This is a genomic window from Pseudomonas sp. SR18, assembly GCF_023701505.1.
Classification (GTDB): domain Bacteria; phylum Pseudomonadota; class Gammaproteobacteria; order Pseudomonadales; family Pseudomonadaceae; genus Aquipseudomonas; species Aquipseudomonas cyclaminis.
Map to the genome: position 1 here is coordinate 284,989 of NZ_JAMQAU010000004.1, position 22,396 is coordinate 307,384.

Consider the following 22,396-nt stretch of genomic DNA (forward strand, 5'->3'; position numbering starts at 1 on the left):
GAAGATCACTGCTCCCTCGCCTCAGGTACCGTGCTAGCCCTTCGCCTACTCGGTCGACTTTTGCTTCAGACGCTCCAGAATCGCATTGGCGCTGCCTTCGTTCGGCGTGATGCCTGCGTCGCGCAGCTTGCGCTCCAGGTCGGTCCCCGTGGACGCCTCAACCAACTCATCCTGGGCTTGCAGTTCAGCGGCACGCTGTTGTTGCTTGGCCTGCAAACGATTCAACGTACCGACGGCGGTTTCCAGCTTGCCGTTGGCGCCGCCGCTGGCGATGGAGGCGCTGACCTGCGCCTTCTGTACGCTGTCGCGAGCCTTGGCCATATCCACTTGCTGACGCAGGCTTTTGATCCGGCTTTCGGCCTTGGTGATGTCCTTGCGCATGCTTTCTGCATACCCACCGAACTCCGCAGCTTGCTTATGCTCGACATCCCGCTCGTTGGTCAGGCTCGAAATGGCTTCGGCCACTTCCAGGGCGAGGTCTTCACGATTGGCCTGCAGGGCAGCCACTGCCTTGGACTCCAGGTCCTTGATCTTGGCGTCGTACTCGCTGACGCGATCAGTCGCCAATTTGTGCTTGGCCATGATGCTGACCAGCTCACGCTTGGCATTGGCCAGCGCGGTGTCGGCATCGCGGATTTCCTGATCGAGGATGCGCAGGGCTTGTTGGTCGACGATCGATTCGCCGACTTCGTTGGCACCGCCACGCAGCGCGGTGAACAATTTGCTCCAGATGGACTGAGTCATTGGATACTCCCGAATACTTGATTGAAGAAACGTTCGAAGGCTTCGCTGGCGCGCTGCACGTTGTCGACCAGGGTTTTCACCTCGGTCACGATATTGGTCAGGCTGGAGTCGGAGCTCAGAGCGCCGAACATGTTGTAGACCACTTGCCCGTTAGGCATGGACTCGATACCGATGGAGGACAGCGGGAACATTTCCCGGCTGCGCAACACTGCGTCATTGAATTTCGCGACATCGTTGATGGACTCGACATCAACCAGGACCGTGTCCACGATGATCTGCTCGCCAACCACCGCGATGTAAATCGGCAAGCCACCGAAGTCGTTCATTTCCAGCTTGATGCTGGACTCGGAGCCTTGAACGAGAGAAAGCGTAATGTCCTTGGACACCACGTCGTCCAGGGCCTGAAGAGCGGTGAAGAGGCGATCGATATTCCAGTTGGTACCTGCGCTCATGAAATTCTCCGACATGAATGAGCCAGCCAGAATCGGCTGGCGAAGCTGTTTCTCCATCTGCTTGAGCAGGCTTCGGTTTTCGGGAAGCACCCAAGTCTCGTGTTTCACATAGCCGGCGGCCGCCAGGCCTGCACGCATCTGCTTCATGTAAAAGCTCGATGGCTTTTTGGCGGACGGCTTCAAGCGCTCTCCCTGAAGGCTTGCTGAATCGGTATCGGGCCCTTTAGGCGGACTCGATGGAGAGCTGCTTTCCATGGTACTGACCTCGCTGTGAAAAACTCACGCGTGAGAAAATCTACAGGCATTTTTTGCCACACTCAATAGCTCACGCGTGAGATTTTTTGACTTACTTTGCCGCCCACGAAAAGGATCGGTCCTACTGACAAACCCTCAATTGTCTCATCTGAGTTGACGGTATTACCCAATTCAGCCGATTTATCCGCCAACACCCACCCATTAATCTGTGCCCATGTTGAACGCAACGCCCAACCAACCTAAACAAAAAAGGATTCAACCATGAGCACTCCAACCTACAGCCGCTTGAACAAAGACGACGCCATCGTTCTGCTGGTCGACCACCAGACCGGCCTGATCTCCCTGGTGCAGGACTTCTCGCCCAACGAGTTCAAGAACAACGTGTTGGCCCTGGCCGACCTGGCCAAGTTCTTCAACCTCCCGACCATCCTCACCACCAGCTTCGAGCAAGGCCCCAACGGCCCGCTGGTGCCAGAGTTGAAAGAGATGTTCCCGGACGCGCCGTACATCGCACGCCCTGGCCAGATCAATGCGTGGGACAACGAAGACTTCGTCAAGGCGATCAAGGCCACTGGCCGTAAGCAGATCATCATTGCCGGTGTGGTCACGGATGTGTGCGTAGCGTTCCCGACCTTGTCGGCGCTGGCGGAAGGGTTTGAGGTGTTTGTAGTGACCGATGCCTCCGGCACGTTCAACACCACGGTGCAGCAAGCAGCGTGGAGCCGGATGACGCAAGCCGGTGCGCAGTTGATGAACTGGTTCTCGGTGGCGTGTGAGCTGCACCGCGACTGGCGCAACGATATCGAAGGCCTGGGGAATTTGTTGTCCCAGCGCATTCCCAACTATCGCAACCTGATGAATGGATATGCGGCGCTGACGGCTCATCAGAAATAAGTCAGCCGAGATTCGCGATAAGCCTGCCCTTAAAAGCAGGCTTTCGTTGTTGCTGAGCGCTTTACCAGTGCGCTTCAGCAAACGGGTTTAGAGGCGAGGGGTGACCAACAACTTTATCTCAATGGACGATGAGCCGATTAGAATGCACAATCGGCTCACAAAATGAGCCGAATAATTTTTTATTCGGCTCACGCACCAGGTATTCCTCCATGGACCAACCACACTGGATCTGGCAACACACCGACTGGCCCCACTTCCACTGGCAACCTGGGCGCTTGGCGGCTTTGCTGCGTGAGTGCGGGCATACCCAAGGCAGGTTGTTGGGCATGCTCGGCTCTGTCAGCCAGGCCATCAGTGCAGAGAATGAATTGGATGCGCTGCTGCAAAACATTCTGACCTCTTCGGCCATCGAAGGTGAGCAACTGAACGTTGGCTCTGTTCGCTCCTCCCTGGCCCGACGGATGGGCCTGGAGGCGCTGAAAGACGGTCAGGTAAGCCGCCGCAGCGAAGGTCTCGCCGAGCTGATGATGGATGCCACCCAACAATTCAACCAGCCCTTTACCCTCGCCCGCTTATTGAACTGGCACCAGCTATTGTTCCCGGTCCCGCAAGCAAACTATGCCTCCCGACCACTCAATATCGGGTCATTAAGGGGCGGTGAGCCAATGCAAGTGGTGTCGGGCCGACTTGATCGGCCAACCGTGCATTTCGAGGCCCCGCCGCGTCCAGGGCTGGAACAGTCGTTGGATGATTTCCTGGAGTGGTTCGAAACCAGCCGCGATCAGCCGGAACTGGATCCGCTGGTACGCGCCGGCGTTGCGCACTTCTGGTTTGTCACGCTGCACCCCTTCGATGACGGCAATGGTCGCCTGACACGCGCTATCACCGATTTGGCATTAGCCCAAGGCGAGCATCAGGCCATTCGTTTTTACGCCATGTCAGCCAGCATTCTTGAAGACCGCATCGGTTATTACAACGCGCTTGAGTCCAGCCAGAGGGCCACGCTGGATATCACTGAGTGGCTGGAGTGGTTCCTTAAAACCCTGTTGCGCAGTGTGCAGCAAGCCATGGCGAGGATTGACCGAGTGCTGGGCAGGAGCCGGTTCTGGCAGCGACACCGCGACCTTCCTTTGTCTGCTGAACAGATCAAGGTCCTCAATCGCCTGCTCGACGGTGGTGAAAAGGGCTTCGAACACGGCATCAGCGCTGCGCAGTACCAAGCGGTGGCAAAGGTATCCAAGGCGACGGCGACGCGACACCTGGCTGACCTGCTGGAAAAAAACTGCCTGATCCGTCTCCCCGCAGGCGGCCGCAGCACGCGCTATCAAGTCAATACAGCAGGCGACTGATGCCCCACTCATTTGCCCACCATCCCCATGTCTGCTAGTGTCCCGCCGGTTTACCGTCTACCGGAATAGCCGCCATGGCCCGCAAAAAAGTTGCACTCGATTTCGAACAATCCCTCGCCGACCTGCAAACCTTGGTCGAGCGTCTGGAGAACGGCGAGTTGTCGCTGGAGGACTCACTGACAGCGTTTGAGCAAGGCATCGGCCTGACTCGCGACTGCCAGAGCGCGCTGGCGCAGGCAGAGCAGAAGGTGCAGGTGTTGCTGGAGCGTGATGGGGAGTTGGCCGAAGAACCTTTCGATGCGGAACAGCCCGAATGATCGACGCGTATCAGGCCAGTAGCCAAGCCCGGGTGAATGCGGCGCTGGAGCCCTTGTTTGTTGCGCCCAGCCCGGAAATGAACCGCCTTTATGCCGCCATGCGCTACAGCGTGATGAACGGCGGCAAACGTGTGCGCCCGTTGCTGGCGTACGCGGCCTGTGAAGCCCTCGGCACCCCTGCCGAGCAGGCCAACGGCGCGGCGTGTGCAGTGGAATTGATCCACGCTTATTCCCTGGTACACGACGATTTGCCGGCGATGGACGACGACGATCTGCGTCGCGGCCAGCCCACCACTCATAAAGCCTTTGATGAAGCCTATGCGATCCTGGCCGGTGATGGCCTGCAGAGCCTGGCGTTCAGCGCACTGCTGGACCCGCGCTTGAGCAGCGTCAACGCCGAGATCCGCCTGCGCATGGTCACCGCCCTGGCCCACGCGGCAGGACCGGCCGGCATGGTCGGCGGGCAGGCAATCGACATGGGTTCGGTCAGTCTCAAGCTGGATCAGCAAGCCCTTGAACATATGCATCGCCACAAGACCGGCGCGCTGATCGAAGCCGCCGTGCACCTCGGCGCCCTGGCCAGCGGCCGTGCCGACGCGGCCCAATTGGCGGCATTGCAGGTCTATTCCCGAGCCATCGGCCTGGCGTTCCAGGTGCAGGACGACATACTCGACGTGGAAAGTGACACCGCCACCCTGGGCAAGCGCCAAGGTGCTGATATCGCACGGGACAAACCGACTTATCCTGCGCTTCTTGGGCTCGATGCTGCCAAGGCATACGCCCTGGAACTGCGCGACCAGGCCCTGGACGCCCTGCGACCTTTCGACGCGGCAGCCGAGCCGCTGCGTGACCTGGCTCGGTATATCGTCGAACGCCGGCACTGAAAACGGCGGCCATTGCCGCCGCATATCGGCCAAGTTCGGCGCTCTGCGTGGGCAGTTTGCGATGCTTGAGGTAAACTGCCGCCTCTTCTTATACCTATAACGATTCGCCTGATGCCCACGACGTTTCAAGAGATTCCCCGCAAGCGCCCGTCCACGCCCCTGCTCGACCGTGCTGCCACGCCGGACGGCCTGCGTCGTCTGGGTGAAGCCGAGCTGGAAACCCTGGCCGATGAACTGCGCCTGGAATTGCTCTACACGGTCGGCCAGACCGGTGGGCATTTCGGTGCTGGCCTGGGCGTCATCGAGCTGACCATCGCCTTGCATTACGTGTTCGACACCCCCGACGACCGGCTGGTGTGGGACGTGGGCCATCAGGCGTATCCGCACAAGATCCTCACGGGCCGCCGCGAGCGCATGGCCACCCTGCGCCAGAAGGACGGCGTTGCCGCCTTCCCACGCCGGTCAGAGAGCGAGTACGACACCTTTGGCGTCGGCCACTCCAGCACCTCGATCAGTGCAGCGCTGGGCATGGCGATTGCCGCCCGTCTGCAAAACAGCGATCGCAAGGCGATTGCGGTGATCGGTGATGGCGCATTGACAGCTGGCATGGCCTTCGAAGCGCTGAACCATGCGCCGGAAGTGGACGCCAACATGTTGGTGATCCTCAACGACAACGACATGTCGATCTCGCGCAACGTCGGTGGCCTGTCGAATTATTTGGCAAAGATTCTTTCCAGTCGTACCTACGCCAGCATGCGCGAAGGCAGCAAGAAGGTGCTCTCGCGTCTGCCCGGCGCGTGGGAAATTGCCCGACGTACCGAAGAATATGCCAAGGGCATGCTGGTTCCCGGCACCCTGTTCGAAGAGTTGGGCTGGAACTACATCGGCCCCATCGACGGCCATGACCTGCCGACCTTGATCGCCACACTGCGTAACATGCGTGACCTCAAGGGCCCGCAGTTCCTGCATATCGTCACCAAGAAAGGCAAAGGCTTCGCCCCGGCGGAAGTCGATCCGATTGGCTACCACGCGATCACCAAGCTGGAACCGGTGGACGCCCCCGCCGCCGCGCCGAAAAAGGCCAGCGGGCCGAAGTATTCCGGTGTGTTCGGCGAATGGCTGTGCGACATGGCCGCCGCCGACTCGCGTCTGGTGGGCATTACCCCGGCGATGAAGGAAGGCTCCGACCTGGTGGCATTCAGCGAGCGTTTCCCGCTGCGCTACTTCGACGTGGCGATTGCCGAGCAACATGCGGTGACGTTCGCGGCCGGCATGGCCTGCGAAGGCGCCAAGCCGGTGGTGGCGATCTATTCCACCTTTCTGCAACGTGGTTATGACCAGCTTATTCACGATGTGGCGGTACAAAACCTCGACGTGCTGTTCGCCATCGACCGCGCAGGCCTGGTGGGCGAAGACGGTCCGACCCACGCCGGCAGCTTTGACCTGTCGTACCTGCGCTGCATTCCCGGCATGCTGGTGATGACGCCGAGCGACGAAAACGAACTGCGCAAGATGCTCAGCACCGGCCACCTGTACAACGGCCCGGCCGCCGTGCGTTACCCGCGTGGGAATGGTCCGAATGCGGTGATTGAAAAAGATCTTGAGCCGATCGAAATCGGTAAAGGCATCGTGCGGCGCCAGGGCAACAAGGTCGCGTTCCTCGTGTTTGGCGTGCAATTGGCCGAAGCGCTGAAAGTCGCCGAAAAGATCGACGCGACCGTGATCGACATGCGTTTCGTCAAACCGCTGGATGAAGCCCTGGTGCGCGAGATCGCCGGTAGCCATGAGTTGCTGGTGACCGTTGAGGAGAACGCCATCATGGGCGGCGCCGGTGCGGCGGTCAGTGAATTCCTGGCGCGGGAGAACATCCTCAAGTCGGTGCTGCACCTGGGCTTGCCGGATGTGTACGTCGAACACGCCAAGCCGGCGCAGATGCTGGCGGAGTGTGGTTTGGACGAGGCAGGCATCGAGGCGGCGGTGCGCGTGCGCTTGGCGCTGCTCTCCCGGTAGAAATCGCATCAACATGTGGGAGGTGGCTTGCCCCTCCCACATTTGATTTTTGCCATCTTCAAACGCTACGGACAGCCCATGAAACGTCTGCACCTTGTCCTGCTGCTCCTGCCCGCACCTGAGTTGTTCGCCGAGACCCGCGACCAGGCCCTCAAACTCCCCGATGTGGTCATCAGCACCAACCGCCAGGTCCAGGCACGCAACGACAGCAGTGCCGCCAATACCGTATTCACCCGCGACGACATCGACCGCCTGCAACCCACCAGCCTCACCGACCTGCTCAGCCGCGTGCCCGGCGTACAAGTGGCGCGAACCGGTGGGCGCGGCAGTTTGCCGGGGATCTACCTGCGCGGCACCAAGTCCGCCCAGAGCCTGGTGCTGGTGGACGGCCAGCGCATTGCCAATACCACCTCCGGCGACAGCGGCCTGCAATACCTGAACGTCGACCAGATCGAGCGTGTGGAGGTGCTGCGCGGCTCGCGCTCGGTGATCTACGGCAGCGATGCCATCGGCGGGGTGATCCAGGTGTTTACCCGGCGCAATGCCGAGCAAGGTCTGCAACCGCGCCTGAAGCTGGGCATTGGCAGCAACCAGACCTGGGAGCGCAGCCTCGGTCTGTCGGGCGGTGATGAACACACGCGCTTCAACCTGGGGGCGAGCCTGGATGAGACCGCTGGCATCAATTCGACCCACCAATCCTTCCCCAGCGACGGCGACCATGATGCCTATCGCAATCAGTCGCTCAGCCTGAACCTCAGCCATTCGTTCAGCGATGAACTGGAGGTGGGTTTCAATCTGCTGGATAACTGGGGCAAGTCGGAGTACGACAACAGCTTCGGCCGCTACGACGTTGCCAGTGGGCAGACCTTTGGGCAAAAACCCTACACCGATTACGCCGTCAGCAGCGCCAGCGGGTATGTCGACGCAGCGCTCAATGAGCACTGGCAATCGCGCCTGGAGCTGGGCCACAGCGAGAACCGCGACACCAAGCGCGATACCCTCAGTGACGATTTCAGCGTGTTCAACACCTACCGCGACTCGCTGAACTGGCAGAACGACCTGACGCTCAACGACAGCAACAGCCTGATCCTGGGCGGCGACTGGTACGAAGACCGCTTCCACGGTTCCACCACGTTTAGCGAAGACAGCCGCTGGAACCGCGCAGCCTTTGTGCAGCACCGTTTCCACAGCGAATGGTTTTCCACAGAGCTGGGCCTGCGCCGCGACCAGAACCAGCAGTTCGGTGGGCAGAACAGTTGGAGCGGCACCCTGACGCTGCCGATCAACCCCGACAATGACTTATTGCTGAGCTACAGCGAAGGCTTTCGCGCGCCTACCTTCAACGATCTGTATTACCCCGACACGAAATACAGCAACCCGAACCTGCAGCCCGAGACCTCAAAGAGCTACGAACTGCAATGGCGCAGCCAACTGACCGACAGCACGCGCCTGGAGGCTTCGCTGTACCGCACCGACTTGAGCGATGCGATTATCCTGGACAGCACCAGCAAGCCGCAAAACGTGGCGTCGGCGCGTATTGACGGGTTTGAAGCCGCCCTCAAACAGGAACTGTTTGGCTGGCAAGGCAACCTGGGCGTGTCCATCATCGACCCGCGCGACCGTGATACCGGCCACACCCTGGCCCGCCGTGCACGGCGCACGTTGAATTTGGATCTGGATCGGCAATTCGACACACTCGGCCTGGGTGCGAGTTGGCAGGCGATCAGCAGCAGCTATGACGATGAAGACAATGCGCAGCGCCTGGGCGGCTATGGATTGCTCGGCTTGCGCAGCAGTTGGGCGCTGAACCGGGAAGTGGCGCTGTCACTGAAGGTCGATAACGTGCTGGATAAATCCTATGCGCGGGCACGTTACAGCTACAACGATCCGGCGTTTCTGAACAATCAGGATTACCGTGAAGAGGGTCGGGTGTGGAGGGTTGATGTGACCTGGACGCCTGAAATCTAATTGGCGCCTGGATTGGCCTCATCGGGGCAAGCCCCTCCCACATTTTGACTGCATTCACAGACAGCGGTCTCAGCGGCTCGGAGCAATCACCTGACATAACCGCGCCACCGCTTCCAGCATTTGCCCGCTAGGCCGCTCCAGGCCTTTGTCCGGCACCACGCGCACCCGCGCAGCCATCAATGGCCAGACTTTCCAGGCCTTCAGTTGAGACTGATCCCCCACCAGGATCAGCTCAGGGTCACGCTGCAACACCGACTCAATACTGACCTGCGGCGCAGGCAGTTTCAGGTCATCGAATACATTGCGCGCTCCGCAGACGCTCAACGCGTCGCTGATGATCTGCCCGCCACCCACGGTATACAGCGGCTGGTCCCACACCTGATAAAACACCCGCACTGGCTCGGCCTGCTGATAGCGCTGGCGCAGCCCGGCCAGGCGCTGGCGCAGTTGTGCAGCCAACTGCCGACCGGCCTCGGCGCGGCCCACTTGCTCGGCGATGGCCTGGACCTGGGTGGTGAGCTGTTCAAGGCTATGGGGTTCGGCGACATACACCGGGATATTCAGGCGTTGCAACTGTTCGCGCTGGGCTGGGCCGACACTGCCGGGCCACAACAGGATCAGGTCGGGATTGAGGCTGAGCAGGCGCTCCATGTCCAACTGGCCGTAATGCCCCACCGACGGCACCTTCGCCAAGTCGGCCGGCCGTTCGCCGCCATCGAGCACGCCAGCCAGCAGATCGGCAGCACCCAGTTCAACCACGATTTCAGTCAGGGATGGCGCCAGGCTCACCACGCGCTCGACGGCCAGGGCCTGGGCGCTCAACACCAGCAGCGCAAGCGCCAGCCAGCGGCGCATCATCCGAGTTGACGGGGAATGCGATAGAGGTAAAACAGCACCATCGTCGACAGCGCTAACAGGAACAGCGGCACTGCTTCCAGCCCGACAAACACCGCCAGCGCGCCCACCCACGACGGGATCGCGGCCACCAGCAACGCCGTGCGCCGACGGGCCGCGAGGGTGATCCAGGCAGCCGGTTCTTCGGGAGTATCGAGGGCTTTTGAAGTGGCGATCAGCGCGTGTTTATAGCCGTGGAAGTAGCGCAGGCTGAGGAACATCGAGGCCACGCCAGCGATGAACAACGGCATCGCCAGCACCGGCAGCAAGGCTACCTGACCAAACACCAGGTTGAGTACGAACAGCGGAAGCAGCGCCAGGGCCAGGTACTGCCACCAGTTGAAGGACAGTCGCCGTTTTACCTGGCCACGGGTCACGCGCGGTCGACCTCGCCCTGGTGCTCGTTGCCCATCATATGGTCGAGCTTGCTGGCTTTGGTCGCCAGGTAGAGCTTGTTATGGGGGTTGTGCCCGGTGTGCAGCGGCACGCGCTCGGCGACGGTGATGCCCATCTCGGTCAAGGCTTTGACCTTGCGCGGGTTGTTGGTCATCAAGCGCAGGGATTTCACGCCCAGGTGCTCCAGCATCGGCAGACAGATCGCGTAGTCACGCTGATCGGCAGCAAAGCCCAGGCGCTCATTGGCCTCAACGGTATCGGCGCCACCGTCTTGCAGCTCGTAGGCGCGGATCTTGTTCATCAGGCCAATGCCACGGCCTTCCTGGCGCAGATACAGCAGCACGCCACGCCCTTCACGGGCGATGGCGCGCATGGCAGCTTCCAATTGCGAGCCGCAGTCGCAGCGCTGGCTGAACAGCGCATCGCCGGTCAGGCATTCGGAATGCACACGACCCAGCACCGGCGCGCCATCCGCGATATCGCCGAGGCTGAGCACAACGTGTTCGCGCCCGGTGGCTTCTTCGAGGAAGCCGTTCATGGTGAACGTGGCAAAAGGGGTAGGCAGCTTGGAAGCGGCGACGAAAACGACGGGCACCGTGTGCTCCTGATTTCAGATTTCACAGAGGCGGCATTGTAACAGCAGGTTCCTACAGACGCTTAAGCTGAATGATCGCTGATAAAGATCAATCGGTTTGATTGGTCTTCCTCGCGGTTCTATGCAGTCAGAACGGATACGGCAGTTTCCAGCGCTGGAAGATCGGCTTCAGCTCGCCGCTTTTGACAAGGACGGCCATGCGCTGGTCGAACACGGTACGTAATGCCCGGCCACGCTCGGTGTCGGCAAAGCCTATGTAGAGCGGGAGGTCAATAAGGTGGGTGAGCCGGAACCGGGCACGATCGGGCGCCTGGTTGAGGACATATTGCGCCTCGGTGAGGGCGTCGATGTAGAAATCGACCCGACCGTGCTGGAGCATCGGCAGAATCCCGTCACGGCGCTGGATCTGGTTGAAACGGCGCACATTGGGCAAGTACGCCTCGTACCGGTAGCCGCGAACCCAGGCCAGGCGGTATTCGCCCAGCGTCGCCACGCTCGGAATCGGCGAGGTTGTCAGCCCAAGGGCGTAGATAGGGTCGGAGTCAAAGTTCCAGTGCGGGTACAGCACGCCCTTGACCTCATCGCGGTAGGAACCCACCCAACCATCCACCTCACCGCGCTGGGCCAGGCCCACCGACCGGGTGTACGGCTCGATACGGGTTTGCAGCGTGATCCCACTCGACTCAAACACCTGACGCATCACATCCCAGGCCAGGCCGCTGCCGTCCGCGTTGGTGTAGTCATCCCAGGCCTCACTGGCGAGCACGACCTTGCCTGGTATCACGGGCACATCCTGCGCCTGCGCCCAGGCTGGAATCACACACAGCAGTATCAGCAGCCAGCGGCGTACAACCATGGGTACGACCTCCTGCAAAACCTTGCTTGAGTAATGACGTTATAGAGGGTAGCGCAGTGCGCCGATTCAGGGCGTGTCGCGAAAGTGTTGATAACCCCGGATGGCCGGTGTGATGTCCTGTCCCTTTGCGTCAAGCAGCGTCACACCCTGCCCCGCCTGGACACGGCCGATGACGTGCACCGGCCAACCGTCGGCCAGCAACGGCGCCAGCTCGACGGGCGGCAAGGTAAACGCCAGCACGTAATCGTCGCCACCGCTCAAGGCAGCCACCCGCGCCTCATCATCACCAACAAATGCCAGCAAGGCGCTGGACAGCGGCAACTGCTGACGCTCGATCAACAGGCTGACAGCCGATGCCTTGGCGATATGCCCGCAATCGGCCAACAGCCCGTCGGAGATGTCCATCGCAGCCGTCGCTTTGCCGCGCAGCGCCAGCCCCAAGGCCAACTGCGGTTGCGGTGACCAGTAATGGGCCAGCAGTGGCTGCGCAACGGCCTCATCGGCGTTGCGCAGACCCAGTACCAGCGGCAAGGCGCCAGCGGCATTGCCCAACTCGCCGCCGACGCACAGCAGGTCGCCCGGTTGCGCACCGCTGCGCGTCAACGCCTGGCCCGCCGGTACACGCCCGAACACGGTCAGGGTCAGGCTGAGCGGGCCGCGCGTGGTGTCGCCACCCACCAGACCCACGCCGCAGCTCAGCGCCATGGCGTTCAAGCCCTGGGCATAGCGTTGCAACCAGTCGGCATCGACGGTGGGTGTCGTGAGTGCAAGGGTAAATGCGAGGGGGTTGGCGCCCATGGCGGCCAGATCGCTCACCGCTACCGCCAACGAGCGCTGGCCGAGCAGAAACGGATCGCAGGGGTCGGCAAAGTGCACGCCGGCCACCAAGGTATCGGTGGAGATTGCCAGTTGCTCCCCGGCAGGGAGCGCCAGCAGGGCGCAGTCGTCGCCAATCCCCAAGGCAATGCCGTCGCCGCCCTGCGCACAGGGCGCGGCGGCGAAGTACTTGCGGATCAGCTCAAACTCACCCATTCAGGACTCAAGCGCAGGTTAGCGCTTGTGTTCCTTCACTTCGGCTTCACGCAGGCGCGGGGCCAGCTTGTCGAGCACGCCGTTGACGAACTTGTGGCCGTCGGTCGAACCGTAGACTTTCGCCAGCTCGATACCTTCGTTGATCACCACGCGGTACGGCACGTCGACACGCTTGAGCAGTTCCCAGGTGGACAGGCGCAATACGCACAGCTCAACCGGGTCGAGTTCTTCGATGGTCAGGTCCAGGCAAGGCGCCAGGGCTGTGTCGATCTCGGTCAGGTTGGCATGCACGCCGTGCAGGATGTCGTGGAAGTAGCTCTGGTCGGCGAAGGTGAAGTCGTTATCGACGCGAAACTGTGCCTCGATTTCGTTCAGCGAAGCGCCTGCCAGGTGACGCTGGTACAGCGCCTGGGTCGCAAGTTGACGCGCCTTGCGACGCTTCTCGCTCTTGGACGGCTTGCCGGCATCGGCAGGACGCGGGTCCTGAGGGTTGAACTGATCGCTCTCGTCAGAAATCACTTGGCCTCCAACTGCGACAGCAGGCTAACCATTTCCAGGGCGGACAAGGCAGCTTCAGCGCCTTTGTTACCGGCCTTGGTGCCGGAACGCTCGATGGCTTGCTCGATGGAATCAACGGTCAGTACGCCGAAAGCGACTGGCACGCCGAACTCCATGGACACCTGGGCCAGGCCCTTGGTGCATTCGCCGGCCACGTATTCGAAGTGCGGAGTACCGCCACGAATCACAGCGCCCAGGGCGATGATGGCTGCGTATTCACCCTGTTGAGCAACTTTTTGCGCAACCAGTGGAATTTCGAAGGCGCCAGGGGCACGGATAATCGTGATGTCGCTTTCGCTCACACCGTGGCGAACCAGGGCATCCACGGCACCGCTTACCAGGCTTTCAACCACAAAGCTGTTGAAGCGGCCAACCACCAGGGCATAGCGGCCTTTGGGGGCGATGAAGGTACCTTCGATGGTCTTCAGGGTCATTCGACAAATCTCTTAAAGAGCCGGGACGCGAAAAGTGCGTCCCTCAGTGATGATTTAACCGCGAACAAGGGGCAACAAACGCCAGCCTTTATTCGGAGGGCACGTATTCTACAACTTCCAGATCGAATCCGGATATCGCATTAAATTTCATCGGTGCACTCATCAGGCGCATTTTGCGCACACCGAGGTCCCGCAGAATCTGCGAACCGGCCCCGACGATGCTGTAGGTGGTCGGTGTTTTGGCCTGGGTCTGCTCGGCGGTTTCGCGGATATGGGCGAGCAATACGTCGCCGTCCACCGGGTTACCCAGCAGCAACACCACACCGCTGCCCGCCTCGGACACCGCAGCCATGGCGGCGCGCAGGCTCCAACGGCCCGGCTGCTTGACCATCAACAGGTCGCGCAGTGGGTCCATGTTGTGCACGCGCACCAGGGTCGGTTCGTCACCGCTGATGGCGCCCAGGGTCAGGGCCATGTGCACGTCGCCTTCCACCGAATCACGGTAGGTCACCAGGTTGAATTGGCCCAGTTCGCTGTCCAGCGGCTGCTCGGCAATCCGCTGAACGGTACGTTCGTGGATCATCCGGTAGTGGATCAGGTCGGCAATGGTGCCGATCTTGATGTTGTGCTCGGCGGCAAAGGCTTCGAGTTCGGCGCGACGGGCCATGGTGCCGTCGTCGTTCATCACTTCGCAGATCACGCCGCTGGGCTCGAAACCGGCCATGCGCGCCAGGTCGCAGGCCGCTTCGGTATGGCCGGCACGGGCCAGGGTGCCGCCCGGTTGGGCCATCAGCGGGAAGATATGGCCAGGGCTGACAATGTCTTCGGCCTTGGCGTCTTTCGCGGCAGCCGCTTGCACGGTGCGGGCGCGGTCAGCGGCGGAGATGCCGGTGGTGACGCCGGTGGTCGCTTCAATCGACACCGTGAACTTTGTACCAAACCCCGAGCCATTGCGCGGCGCCATCAACGGCAGCTTGAGCAGCTCGCAGCGCTCGCGGCTCATGGGCATGCAGATCAGCCCACGGGCGTGCTTGGCCATGAAGTTGATGTGCTCGGGCTTGCAGGCCTCGGCGGCCATGATGATGTCGCCTTCGTTCTCGCGGTCTTCGTCGTCCATCAGGATGACCATCTTGCCTTGGCGGATGTCTTCAACCAGTTCTTCGATGTTATTGAGCGCCACGCGGCACCCCCTTGGTCAGGATTTCAGGTAGCCGTTAGCGGCCAAAAAACTTTCAGTGATGTTACCTGCAGCAGGCTCTGCGGCCTTGTCGCCCAACAACAGGCGCTCCAGGTAACGGGCAAGCAAGTCGACTTCCAGATTCACCCGGCGACCAGGCTGGTACGACGCCATGATGGTTTCGCTCAGGGTGTGGGGAATGATGGTCAGCTCGAATTCGGCGCCATTCACGGCGTTCACGGTCAGGCTGGTGCCGTCGACGGTGATCGAGCCTTTGTGGGCAATGTACTTGGCCAGCTCTTTCGGCGCGCGAATGCGGAATTCCACGGCGCGGGCGTTTTCGCTGCGGGCAACCACTTCGCCGACACCGTCGACGTGGCCGCTGACCAGATGACCACCGAGGCGGGTGGTGGGCGTCAGGGCTTTTTCCAGGTTGACCGGGCTGCCGGCCTTGAGGTCATTCATCGCGGTGCAGTCCAGGGTCTCCCGGCTGACGTCGGCGGCAAAGCCATTGCCAGGCAGCTCGATGACGGTCAGGCACACGCCGCTGACGGCAATGCTGTCGCCCAGCTTGACGTCGCCGAGGTCGAGCTTGCCGGTTTCAACCAGCAGGCGTACGTCGCCGCCTTTGGGGGTCATTGCACGGATGCTGCCGATGGATTCGATAATGCCGGTGAACATTTCGTTCTCCTGAAAACGAGGGGCTGACGCGCAAGCGCAGGCCGGGAATTATACGCTCGCTGCTGGCACAGGGATGGCAGTGACCCGCCAGTCGTCGCCTACAGCGCGCATTTCAGTGATCTTGAGTTGGGGGGCGTCGGCCAGCTTCTCAAGCGGCCAGTCCAGCAACGGCCGAGCGGCAGAGCCGAGGAACTTGCCGGCGACGAAAATCACGTATTCGTCCACCAGCCCCTGCTGGGCAAACGCCCCTGCCAGGCTTGGGCCGGCTTCCACCAGCACCTCGTTGACGCCACGCGCCGCCAGGGCCACCAGCGCCGAACGCAGGTCGACCTGGCCTTCCACACCCGGCACCACCAGGCACTCAGGGCCACGGGGGAACTGGTTCTCCGGGGTGACACAGGTGATGACCAATGCCGGACCCGCCTTGAAGAACGGCGCGTTGAGCGGCACCCGCAGGCGACCGTCGATCAACACACGCAGCGGCGGGCGCGACATGGCCAGGGCGGTGGTTGCTTCATCCAGGCCCAGCTCGGCGGCGCGCACGGTCAGCCGCGCGCCGTCGGCCAACACCGTGTCGGCGCCGGTCAGCACCACGCTGGCCTCGGCGCGCAGGCGCTGCACGGCGGCGCGGGCGGCAGGGCCGGTGATCCATTGGCTTTCGCCGCTGGCCATCGCCGTGCGGCCGTCCAGGCTCATCGCCAGCTTGACCCGCACAAACGGCAGGCCGTGTTCCATACGCTTGAGAAAACCCGGGTTCAGCGCCCGCGCCTCACTTTCCAATACGCCGCTGCGAATCTCGATCCCGGCCTGGGCCAGGCGCTGCATACCGCGCCCTGCCACTTCCGGGTTGGGGTCCTGCATGCCGGCCACGACCCGCGCAACGCCAGCACTCACCAGCGCATCGGCGCACGGCGGTGTACGACCGTGATGACTGCACGGTTCGAGGGTCACGTACACGGTGGCGCCACGGGCCTTGTCCCCGGCGGCGCGCAGGGCATTGGGTTCGGCATGGGGTTCGCCGGTGCGCTCATGCCAGCCTTCGCCGACAATCTGGCCATCTCGCACGATCACGCAGCCCACCCGAGGGTTGGGGTGAGTGGTGTAGCGGCCCTTGCGCGCCAGTTCTAGGGCGCGGGCCATGTAATGGGCGTCGAGGACAGCTTGTTCAGCGATAGGTGGGATCATGGTTTGACCGGCTCACGGGCCAGGCGGTCGATCTCTTCGCGGAACTCATTGAGGTCCTGGAAGCGTCGATACACCGAAGCGAAACGGATATAGGCGACTTCGTCGAGCTTTTGCAGCTCGCCCATCACCAACTCGCCCACCACCAGGCTCTTGACCTCGCGCTCGCCGGTCGCCCGCAGCTTGTGCTTGATGTGCACCAGCGCCGCTTCCAGCCGCTCGACACTCACCGGGCGTTTTTCCAGGGCGCGCTGCATACCGGCGCGCAGTTTTTCTTCGTCGAAGGGCTGGCGGCTGCCGTCGGATTTGATCAGACGTGGCAATACCAGTTCGGCGGTTTCGAAGGTGGTGAAACGTTCACCGCAGCCAGAGGCCAGGCATTCGCGCCGGCGACGTACTTGATCGCCCTCGGCGACCAGACGCGAGTCAATGACCTTGGTGTCGTTGGCACCGCAGAAGGGACAGTGCATGGTGGCAGGCAACAAAAAAAGGGAGGGCCATGGTAGCGCATCCCTGTGGCAAGACAAGCCATAGCCTTTACGGTATATAGGCGGGCTATTATGTTTCTTACATTTCAAGTCACGGATTTTGTCCTTTCTGGAGCCGTACATGCAGTTACGACCACTTGTTTTGCTCACCCTGTTCAGTGTCCTGGTCGCCTGCAGCAGCGAAGCCCCCAAACCTTCCACGCCTCAACCGGTGCCTGCGCAAGAGAAAAAAGTCCCGGGCATTGAAGACCTAGGCCCACTGCCCGCCTACCAGCGTGAAATCAACGGCAGCCTGACCAACGTGCCCGCCGGGGCCGAAGTCGAGATGGCCCTGCTGGTGATCGACGACCGCTCGCGCCCGCAACAACTGCTCGCCAGCAGCGTGCTGACCGGCAATGGCAAGCCATTGGCCTTCCGCCTGCGCTTCAACCCCGAGGCCTTCCCGGCCGGGGCGCGGGTTGAACTGCGCGGCCGCGCCAGCCAATCCGGCCAGTTGATCCTGCACCTGCCCGCCGTGCGCATCACCCAGGCAATCACCCAGACCACCGGCCCCCTGGAACTCGTCAAGGCACCATGACGCCGCCGTTGGACTTGCAGCGCGCCCTGAGCGAACTGATCGGCGACGCGCAACTGGTGCCCTGCCCACTGCCGGGTACCGAGCTGTCGTTGTGGTTGCTGGATGCGGACAACATGGACCGCGCCTTCAGCCCCGAAGAAACCCGGCGCATCCTGCATGAGCCGCCCTACTGGAGTTTTTGCTGGGCCAGCGGCCTGGCATTGGCGCGGTATTTGGCGGCGAACCCCGAGTGGGTCGCCGGCAAGCGCGTGCTGGACTTCGGTGCCGGTTCCGGCGTGGCCGCGATTGCAGCGGTCAAAGCCGGCGCGTTGGAAGTGGTGGCCTGCGATCTGGACCCGCTGGCCTTGGCGGCTTGCCGCGCCAATGCCGAGCTCAATCACGTGGAACTGACCTACTCGGCCGACTTCTTCACCGAAGCCGACCGCTTCGACCTGATCCTGGTAGCCGACGTGCTCTACGACCGCGCCAACCTGCCGCTGCTGGATCACTTCCTCAGCCGTGGCCGCGAAGCACTGGTCGCGGATTCACGGGTGCGCGACTTCCAGCACCCGGCTTACCAGCGCCTGGAAATCCTCGACGCGCTGACCCTGCCCGACCTGGCCGAGCCTTGGGAGTTTCGCAAGGTGAGCCTGTACCATTCGCGGCGCTAAGGTTGCGCGTTACAAATTTTCGGCAACAGGTTGGCTGAGACAGTGAGCGACAGGGCATGGAAAATGCCTTCCTTTCGCACGCGGCCCGGACAATCGACCTGCATGTTTTTTCAGAAAACCTCGCTTATCTACGGCAACACAAAGGTCTTGCATAAAGTCAGGCAGCTACCTAACCTTTGCGGCAATACACCCGCCATGCCTCTGGTTGCGTCAGTAGCCAAGCACAAATTGTGCGGGTTTTTTATGCCCGGTACTTTTTTGGCATGAGGACGTTCAGCAAGCCTGCCATCGACGTGCCTGCGCAATTGGAGCTCCTCAAGCTTCGCGGATTGAATATTCATAATGGGGCTCGCGCCGAGGCTTTCCTGCGGTTTGTCAGTTTTTTCCGACTAAGCCCTTACATGCGGCCCTTCCAAAAGCCGGAAGATGTCGAGCACAGATTCCGTGACGGCAGCCAATTCAGCCAATTAACTCGCCTTTACAACTTCGATCAACGACTTCGTTTATTAACTATGGACGCCATAGAAAGAGTCGAGGTGGCATCGCGTGCAGTCATCAGTAACCACATGGGCCCCGTTTATGGCAGCCACTGGTACATCAACCCGCAGATCTTTCATCACGCATACGATCATCAACGCCTGCTCACGACGTTGTCCCTGAAGCAGTCGACCGCGACACGCGATTACCAGCGAGAATGCGAGCGCATCGATAGATCCCAGGCAGACAGTGCGAGAAAAGACCTGCTCAAACACCAAAGGGCAAGAGAAAGCTACAGCCGTCACTACCCGTTGACCTATGACCAGCCTTCATTGATGCCCGGCTGGGCCATGCTTGAGGAACTGACGCTGGGTGATTTGTCCCACCTGTACAAAGGTTTGGCAAAGGACGTGGACAAAAAAGCCATTGCCAGGCGCCTGCAACTCCCATCCCCCCTGATGCAATCCTGGCTGCACACGTTGACCACCATTCGAAATGTATGCGCCCATCATTCACGGATGTGGAACCGAGAATTGGGTATTCGTCCCGAGCTCCCGAAGAAAGCTAATTTCTTGTGGCCGGAACATCTTCTCCAACAAGGGCCTCATAGCCGAATTTTCGCCGTACTTTGTATTCTTAACCACCTGATGCATCAAGTAAGCCCACACACCCATTGGGATCAGCGCCTGTACCAACTTATCGACGAGTTTCCTGATGTCAGCTTGAAAGCCATGGGCTTTCCTCAGGACTGGTATCAAGACCCTTTTTGGCACGCCTCTCCCGGCTGAGAGCCATGCAGCTTCCGGTAGCCTGCGCCAGCCCTTATAGTTGCCCCATTCCCGCTTTATTCGAGACGCCCCATGAGTGAGCCCACGCCGTACATCTTCGACGTCACCACCGCCAACTTCGACCAGGCCGTGATCCAGAACTCCTTCGAAAAACCCGTCCTGGTGGATTTCTGGGCCGAGTGGTGCGCGCCGTGCAAGGCGTTGATGCCGATGCTGGCGCAGATTGCCGAGAGTTATCAGGGCGAGTTGCTGTTGGCCAAGGTCGATTGCGAAGCCGAGCAGGAAATTGTTGCGCGCTTTGGCATTCAAAGCCTGCCGACGGTGGTGCTGTTCAAGGATGGCCAGCCGGTGGATGGTTTTGCTGGCGCGCAGCCGGAGTCGGCGGTGCGTGCACTGTTGGAGCCCCATGTGCAGATGCCTGCGCCAAAAGCGGCTGATCCGTTGGTGCAGGCCCAAACGTTGTTTGCCGAAGGTCGCATCAGCGAAGCCGAAGCCGTACTCGTCGCACTGCTGGGCGAGGACAACACCAACGCTGCCGCATTGATCCTGTACGCGCGCTGCCTGGCCGAACGTGGTGAGCTGGGTGAAGCGCAAACCGTGCTCGACGCCGTTAAAAGCGACGACCACAAAGCCGCGCTCGCCGGGGCCAAGGCGCAAATCACCTTTCTGCGCCAGGCCGCCGACCTGCCGGACGCCGCCGACTTGAAAAGCCGTCTGGCGCAAAACCCGCAGGACGATGAAGCCGCCTATCAGTTGAGCATCCAACAACTGGCGCGCCAGCAGTACGACGCCGCGCTGGAAGGCCTGCTCAAATTGTTTATCCGCAACCGCAGCTACAGCGAAGGCCTGCCGCACAAGACCTTGCTGCAAGTGTTCGAACTGCTGGGCAATGACCATCCACTGGTCACCGCGTACCGCCGCAAGTTGTTTGCCGCGCTGTACTAATCGCCGATCCAACTGTACAGCGGCGTATCCCCGCCGCTGCTCACCTTGACCTTGGCGCTGTGGCGCAGGCGCACCAACAGGCGCTTGCCCGCCGAGGCATCGCCAGCCAGGGCTTCCAGTTGGTCGAGCAGTTCCAGGCCAGTGAGTTGCCCGGCGCTGCGCAACAGGTCCAGGGCGTTCTGCCACAGATCCTCATTTTGTTTAACCGGCGCCGCTGTCGGCGCAGTCGGGGTGGGTGCGGCCTGCAACTGCGCGCCCAGCCGTGCCCAGTCGCCGTCGTCCAGTTCCAGGGTCAAGTCCACCGGCAGGTCGCCGACGGTTCCACGAATTCGCAACATCGTCCTTACTCCTGCAGTTTTTCTGACGGGCATGCTCCCATGCGGCTTGCGCAACGCCAAGCAGACGGTCAAACTCTCGGCTCTATTGTTATAAGATCACATAACATAACTTTCATGTTCTGGAGCCTTCTCATGCGCCGCCTGCTGCTCGCTTTGCCGTTCGCCCTGCTGCCACTCGCCATTGCTCACGCAGCCGACGAGCATGATCACGACCACGAACACGGCAGCCTTGGCGCCCACGAGCACGGCGTCGGCCGCCTCAATGCCGTACTCGACGGCCAGGCCCTGGAGCTTGAGCTGGACAGCCCGGCCATGAACCTGGTCGGTTTCGAGCACGTCGCCACTACTGCGGCCGACAAGGCCAAGGTCGCCGCCGCGCGCAAACAGCTGGAAAACCCAGCGGCCCTGTTCAACCTGCCCAAGGCCGCCGGTTGCGTGGTCAGCAGCCAGGAACTCAACAGCCCGTTGTTCGGCGACAAGCCGGAAGCCGACCACGACGACGATGATGACCACGATCACGACGCCAAGGACGGCGCCCACGAGCATCATCACGACCACAGCGAAATCCACGCCCATTACCAATTCACCTGCGCCACGCCGACTGCCTTGAGCAATCTGGACCTGACGCAGGTCTTCAAGACCTTCCCCGCCACCCAGAAAATTCAGGTACAACTGATCGGCCCGAGCGGCCAGCAAGGTGTTGACGCCACGGCCACAGCAGCCACCCTGAAGTTCTGAGTTCACATGACCCAAGCACTGATCGAACTGTCTGACCTGGGCTTCAACTGGCCCGGTCACCCACAGTTGCTGGATATTCCCGCGTTCCGCCTGGACGCGGGGGAAACCCTGTTTCTCAAGGGCCCGAGCGGCAGTGGCAAGACTACGCTGCTGGGCCTGTTGGGCGGCGTGCAGACGCCCAGCCGAGGCAGCATTCGCCTGCTGGGCCAGGAGCTGACCGAACTCTCGGCCGGCGCCCGTGATCGTTTCCGCGTCGACCATACCGGCTACGTCTTCCAGCAATTCAACCTGCTGCCGTTCCTGTCGGTGCGCGAAAACGTCGAGTTGCCTTGCCACTTTTCCAAACTGCGTGCGCAGCGTGCAAAGCAGCGCCACGGCAGTGTCGACCAGGCCGCCGCCACGTTGCTCGCACATTTGGGCTTGAAGGATAAAGACCTGCTGGAGCGCCGTGCCGACTCGCTGTCCATCGGCCAGCAGCAACGAGTGGCCGCCGCCCGTGCGCTGATCGGCCAACCGGAGCTGGTGATCGCCGACGAACCCACCTCGGCCCTGGACTACGACGCCCGCGAAGCTTTCCTTCAGCTGCTGTTCGCTGAATGCCGCGACGCTGGCGCCAGCCTGTTGTTTGTCAGCCACGACCAGAGCCTGGCGCCGTTGTTCGACCGCAACCTGTCGCTGGCCGAACTCAATCGTGCCGCCACGCCCGCAGAGGTTTGA

The 22,396-nt window shown here is 61.4% G+C and carries 26 protein-coding genes; 12 read left to right on the plus strand and 14 right to left on the minus strand.

Annotated elements, in window-relative coordinates; all coding sequences use genetic code 11:
• Window positions 1-45: 45 nt before the first annotated feature.
• Window positions 46-744, minus strand: coding sequence for a PspA/IM30 family protein (locus tag NDJ82_RS08890; RefSeq protein WP_099584643.1), 699 nt, complete (start codon window positions 742-744; stop codon window positions 46-48).
• Window positions 741-1,343 carry a YjfI family protein gene (locus NDJ82_RS08895; RefSeq protein ID WP_191959224.1) on the minus strand — a complete coding sequence of 201 codons (603 nt, stop codon included), beginning with the start codon at window positions 1,341-1,343 and terminating at the stop codon, window positions 741-743. The genes NDJ82_RS08890 and NDJ82_RS08895 overlap by 4 nt, the downstream gene beginning before the upstream one ends.
• A 369-nt stretch (window positions 1,344-1,712) precedes the next feature.
• Here NDJ82_RS08895 and ycaC point away from each other — a divergent pair, with 369 nt between their 5' ends.
• From ycaC to NDJ82_RS08925, 6 genes are all read left to right on the plus strand, one after another.
• Window positions 1,713-2,345: an isochorismate family cysteine hydrolase YcaC gene (ycaC, locus tag NDJ82_RS08900; protein WP_099584642.1), complete on the plus strand. Its 633-nt coding sequence runs from the start codon at window positions 1,713-1,715 to the stop codon at window positions 2,343-2,345.
• 209 nt (window positions 2,346-2,554) lie between these two features.
• The gene (locus NDJ82_RS08905; RefSeq protein WP_250925329.1) at window positions 2,555-3,694 is read left to right on the plus strand and encodes a Fic family protein; all 1,140 of its coding nucleotides are present in this window, start codon (window positions 2,555-2,557) and stop codon (window positions 3,692-3,694) included.
• 74 nt (window positions 3,695-3,768) lie between these two features.
• The gene (locus NDJ82_RS08910; protein WP_003176346.1) at window positions 3,769-4,011 is read left to right on the plus strand and encodes an exodeoxyribonuclease VII small subunit; all 243 of its coding nucleotides are present in this window, start codon (window positions 3,769-3,771) and stop codon (window positions 4,009-4,011) included.
• Entirely contained in the window at window positions 4,008-4,895 is an 888-nt protein-coding gene (gene ispA, locus NDJ82_RS08915) for a (2E,6E)-farnesyl diphosphate synthase (RefSeq protein WP_191959222.1), read from the plus strand. Before NDJ82_RS08910 ends, ispA begins: the two co-directional genes overlap by 4 nt.
• A gap of 111 nt (window positions 4,896-5,006) precedes the next feature.
• Window positions 5,007-6,905, plus strand: coding sequence for a 1-deoxy-D-xylulose-5-phosphate synthase (gene dxs, locus NDJ82_RS08920; RefSeq protein ID WP_112196861.1), 1,899 nt, complete (start codon window positions 5,007-5,009; stop codon window positions 6,903-6,905).
• Between the two features lie 78 nt (window positions 6,906-6,983).
• Window positions 6,984-8,873, plus strand: a complete 1,890-nt coding sequence (locus NDJ82_RS08925) for a TonB-dependent receptor domain-containing protein (RefSeq protein ID WP_250925330.1) — start codon at window positions 6,984-6,986, stop codon at window positions 8,871-8,873.
• A gap of 69 nt (window positions 8,874-8,942) precedes the next feature.
• Here NDJ82_RS08925 and NDJ82_RS08930 read toward each other — a convergent pair whose 3' ends face one another.
• The 11 genes from NDJ82_RS08930 to nrdR form a co-directional block, all read right to left on the minus strand.
• The gene (locus NDJ82_RS08930) at window positions 8,943-9,731 is read right to left on the minus strand and encodes a cobalamin-binding protein (RefSeq protein WP_250925331.1); all 789 of its coding nucleotides are present in this window, start codon (window positions 9,729-9,731) and stop codon (window positions 8,943-8,945) included.
• On the minus strand, window positions 9,728-10,144 hold the full coding sequence (locus NDJ82_RS08935; RefSeq protein WP_099584636.1) for a nuclear FMR1 interacting 1 family protein: 417 nt from the start codon (window positions 10,142-10,144) through the stop codon (window positions 9,728-9,730). The genes NDJ82_RS08930 and NDJ82_RS08935 overlap by 4 nt, the downstream gene beginning before the upstream one ends.
• Window positions 10,141-10,758, minus strand: coding sequence for a GTP cyclohydrolase II (ribA, locus tag NDJ82_RS08940; RefSeq protein WP_016978544.1), 618 nt, complete (start codon window positions 10,756-10,758; stop codon window positions 10,141-10,143). The genes NDJ82_RS08935 and ribA overlap by 4 nt, the downstream gene beginning before the upstream one ends.
• 127 nt (window positions 10,759-10,885) lie before the next feature.
• Entirely contained in the window at window positions 10,886-11,614 is a 729-nt protein-coding gene (locus NDJ82_RS08945; protein ID WP_191959218.1) for a substrate-binding periplasmic protein, read from the minus strand.
• 66 nt (window positions 11,615-11,680) lie between these two features.
• Window positions 11,681-12,646 carry a thiamine-phosphate kinase gene (gene thiL, locus NDJ82_RS08950; RefSeq protein ID WP_158879359.1) on the minus strand — a complete coding sequence of 322 codons (966 nt, stop codon included), beginning with the start codon at window positions 12,644-12,646 and terminating at the stop codon, window positions 11,681-11,683.
• Between the two features lie 18 nt (window positions 12,647-12,664).
• Window positions 12,665-13,165 (minus strand): transcription antitermination factor NusB, encoded by a 501-nt coding sequence (gene nusB, locus NDJ82_RS08955; RefSeq protein ID WP_250925332.1) that lies wholly within the window; start codon window positions 13,163-13,165, stop codon window positions 12,665-12,667.
• The gene (ribH, locus tag NDJ82_RS08960; RefSeq protein WP_003176356.1) at window positions 13,162-13,638 is read right to left on the minus strand and encodes a 6,7-dimethyl-8-ribityllumazine synthase; all 477 of its coding nucleotides are present in this window, start codon (window positions 13,636-13,638) and stop codon (window positions 13,162-13,164) included. The genes nusB and ribH overlap by 4 nt, the downstream gene beginning before the upstream one ends.
• A gap of 88 nt (window positions 13,639-13,726) precedes the next feature.
• Window positions 13,727-14,818 (minus strand): bifunctional 3,4-dihydroxy-2-butanone-4-phosphate synthase/GTP cyclohydrolase II, encoded by a 1,092-nt coding sequence (gene ribBA, locus NDJ82_RS08965; RefSeq protein WP_099584631.1) that lies wholly within the window; start codon window positions 14,816-14,818, stop codon window positions 13,727-13,729.
• A 15-nt stretch (window positions 14,819-14,833) separates the two neighbouring features.
• Window positions 14,834-15,496 carry a riboflavin synthase gene (locus NDJ82_RS08970; protein WP_029299435.1) on the minus strand — a complete coding sequence of 221 codons (663 nt, stop codon included), beginning with the start codon at window positions 15,494-15,496 and terminating at the stop codon, window positions 14,834-14,836.
• A 48-nt stretch (window positions 15,497-15,544) separates the two neighbouring features.
• Entirely contained in the window at window positions 15,545-16,681 is a 1,137-nt protein-coding gene (gene ribD, locus NDJ82_RS08975) for a bifunctional diaminohydroxyphosphoribosylaminopyrimidine deaminase/5-amino-6-(5-phosphoribosylamino)uracil reductase RibD (RefSeq protein ID WP_099584630.1), read from the minus strand.
• A complete protein-coding gene (gene nrdR, locus NDJ82_RS08980) occupies window positions 16,678-17,148 on the minus strand; it encodes a transcriptional regulator NrdR (RefSeq protein WP_160385008.1) in 471 nt (156 codons plus the stop codon). Before nrdR ends, ribD begins: the two co-directional genes overlap by 4 nt.
• A 139-nt stretch (window positions 17,149-17,287) precedes the next feature.
• Here nrdR and NDJ82_RS08985 point away from each other — a divergent pair, with 139 nt between their 5' ends.
• The 4 genes from NDJ82_RS08985 to trxA all read left to right on the plus strand — a co-directional run bounded on the left by NDJ82_RS08985 (window position 17,288) and on the right by trxA (window position 20,603).
• Window positions 17,288-17,743, plus strand: coding sequence for a YbaY family lipoprotein (locus tag NDJ82_RS08985; RefSeq protein ID WP_122307046.1), 456 nt, complete (start codon window positions 17,288-17,290; stop codon window positions 17,741-17,743).
• On the plus strand, window positions 17,740-18,393 hold the full coding sequence (locus tag NDJ82_RS08990) for a class I SAM-dependent methyltransferase (RefSeq protein WP_099584628.1): 654 nt from the start codon (window positions 17,740-17,742) through the stop codon (window positions 18,391-18,393). The genes NDJ82_RS08985 and NDJ82_RS08990 overlap by 4 nt, the downstream gene beginning before the upstream one ends.
• Before the next feature lie 263 nt (window positions 18,394-18,656).
• Window positions 18,657-19,658, plus strand: a complete 1,002-nt coding sequence (locus tag NDJ82_RS08995) for an Abi family protein (RefSeq protein WP_099584826.1) — start codon at window positions 18,657-18,659, stop codon at window positions 19,656-19,658.
• 72 nt (window positions 19,659-19,730) lie between these two features.
• On the plus strand, window positions 19,731-20,603 hold the full coding sequence (trxA, locus tag NDJ82_RS09000) for a thioredoxin (RefSeq protein WP_191947543.1): 873 nt from the start codon (window positions 19,731-19,733) through the stop codon (window positions 20,601-20,603).
• Here trxA and NDJ82_RS09005 read toward each other — a convergent pair.
• The gene (locus NDJ82_RS09005) at window positions 20,600-20,941 is read right to left on the minus strand and encodes a hypothetical protein (protein WP_122307043.1); all 342 of its coding nucleotides are present in this window, start codon (window positions 20,939-20,941) and stop codon (window positions 20,600-20,602) included. The two genes, trxA and NDJ82_RS09005, sit on opposite strands and share 4 nt — an antisense overlap.
• Window positions 20,942-21,073: 132 nt before the next feature.
• Here NDJ82_RS09005 and NDJ82_RS09010 point away from each other — a divergent pair, with 132 nt between their 5' ends.
• Together NDJ82_RS09010 and NDJ82_RS09015 are read left to right on the plus strand one after the other, a co-directional pair.
• The gene (locus tag NDJ82_RS09010; protein ID WP_112196870.1) at window positions 21,074-21,679 is read left to right on the plus strand and encodes a DUF2796 domain-containing protein; all 606 of its coding nucleotides are present in this window, start codon (window positions 21,074-21,076) and stop codon (window positions 21,677-21,679) included.
• 6 nt (window positions 21,680-21,685) lie between these two features.
• Entirely contained in the window at window positions 21,686-22,396 is a 711-nt protein-coding gene (locus NDJ82_RS09015; RefSeq protein ID WP_099584624.1) for an ABC transporter ATP-binding protein, read from the plus strand.

What these genes read in the sequence shown, in the direction of transcription:
- nrdR (WP_160385008.1), bottom strand. Translation starts at nt 17,148, where the DNA reads ATGCACTGTCCCTTCTGCGGTGCCAACGACACCAAGGTCATTGACTCG.
- ribD (WP_099584630.1), bottom strand. Translation starts at nt 16,681, where the DNA reads ATGATCCCACCTATCGCTGAACAAGCTGTCCTCGACGCCCATTACATG.
- NDJ82_RS08910 (WP_003176346.1), top strand. Translation starts at nt 3,769, where the DNA reads ATGGCCCGCAAAAAAGTTGCACTCGATTTCGAACAATCCCTCGCCGAC.
- NDJ82_RS08945 (WP_191959218.1), bottom strand. Translation starts at nt 11,614, where the DNA reads ATGGTTGTACGCCGCTGGCTGCTGATACTGCTGTGTGTGATTCCAGCC.
- NDJ82_RS08890 (WP_099584643.1), bottom strand. Translation starts at nt 744, where the DNA reads ATGACTCAGTCCATCTGGAGCAAATTGTTCACCGCGCTGCGTGGCGGT.
- ribH (WP_003176356.1), bottom strand. Translation starts at nt 13,638, where the DNA reads ATGACCCTGAAGACCATCGAAGGTACCTTCATCGCCCCCAAAGGCCGC.
- NDJ82_RS08995 (WP_099584826.1), top strand. Translation starts at nt 18,657, where the DNA reads ATGAGGACGTTCAGCAAGCCTGCCATCGACGTGCCTGCGCAATTGGAG.
- ispA (WP_191959222.1), top strand. Translation starts at nt 4,008, where the DNA reads ATGATCGACGCGTATCAGGCCAGTAGCCAAGCCCGGGTGAATGCGGCG.
- NDJ82_RS08990 (WP_099584628.1), top strand. Translation starts at nt 17,740, where the DNA reads ATGACGCCGCCGTTGGACTTGCAGCGCGCCCTGAGCGAACTGATCGGC.
- NDJ82_RS08895 (WP_191959224.1), bottom strand. Translation starts at nt 1,343, where the DNA reads ATGAAGCAGATGCGTGCAGGCCTGGCGGCCGCCGGCTATGTGAAACAC.
- NDJ82_RS09010 (WP_112196870.1), top strand. Translation starts at nt 21,074, where the DNA reads ATGCGCCGCCTGCTGCTCGCTTTGCCGTTCGCCCTGCTGCCACTCGCC.
- NDJ82_RS09015 (WP_099584624.1), top strand. Translation starts at nt 21,686, where the DNA reads ATGACCCAAGCACTGATCGAACTGTCTGACCTGGGCTTCAACTGGCCC.
- NDJ82_RS09005 (WP_122307043.1), bottom strand. Translation starts at nt 20,941, where the DNA reads ATGTTGCGAATTCGTGGAACCGTCGGCGACCTGCCGGTGGACTTGACC.
- NDJ82_RS08985 (WP_122307046.1), top strand. Translation starts at nt 17,288, where the DNA reads ATGCAGTTACGACCACTTGTTTTGCTCACCCTGTTCAGTGTCCTGGTC.
- NDJ82_RS08905 (WP_250925329.1), top strand. Translation starts at nt 2,555, where the DNA reads ATGGACCAACCACACTGGATCTGGCAACACACCGACTGGCCCCACTTC.
- NDJ82_RS08970 (WP_029299435.1), bottom strand. Translation starts at nt 15,496, where the DNA reads ATGTTCACCGGCATTATCGAATCCATCGGCAGCATCCGTGCAATGACC.
- trxA (WP_191947543.1), top strand. Translation starts at nt 19,731, where the DNA reads ATGAGTGAGCCCACGCCGTACATCTTCGACGTCACCACCGCCAACTTC.
- NDJ82_RS08930 (WP_250925331.1), bottom strand. Translation starts at nt 9,731, where the DNA reads ATGATGCGCCGCTGGCTGGCGCTTGCGCTGCTGGTGTTGAGCGCCCAG.
- ycaC (WP_099584642.1), top strand. Translation starts at nt 1,713, where the DNA reads ATGAGCACTCCAACCTACAGCCGCTTGAACAAAGACGACGCCATCGTT.
- NDJ82_RS08925 (WP_250925330.1), top strand. Translation starts at nt 6,984, where the DNA reads ATGAAACGTCTGCACCTTGTCCTGCTGCTCCTGCCCGCACCTGAGTTG.
- dxs (WP_112196861.1), top strand. Translation starts at nt 5,007, where the DNA reads ATGCCCACGACGTTTCAAGAGATTCCCCGCAAGCGCCCGTCCACGCCC.
- thiL (WP_158879359.1), bottom strand. Translation starts at nt 12,646, where the DNA reads ATGGGTGAGTTTGAGCTGATCCGCAAGTACTTCGCCGCCGCGCCCTGT.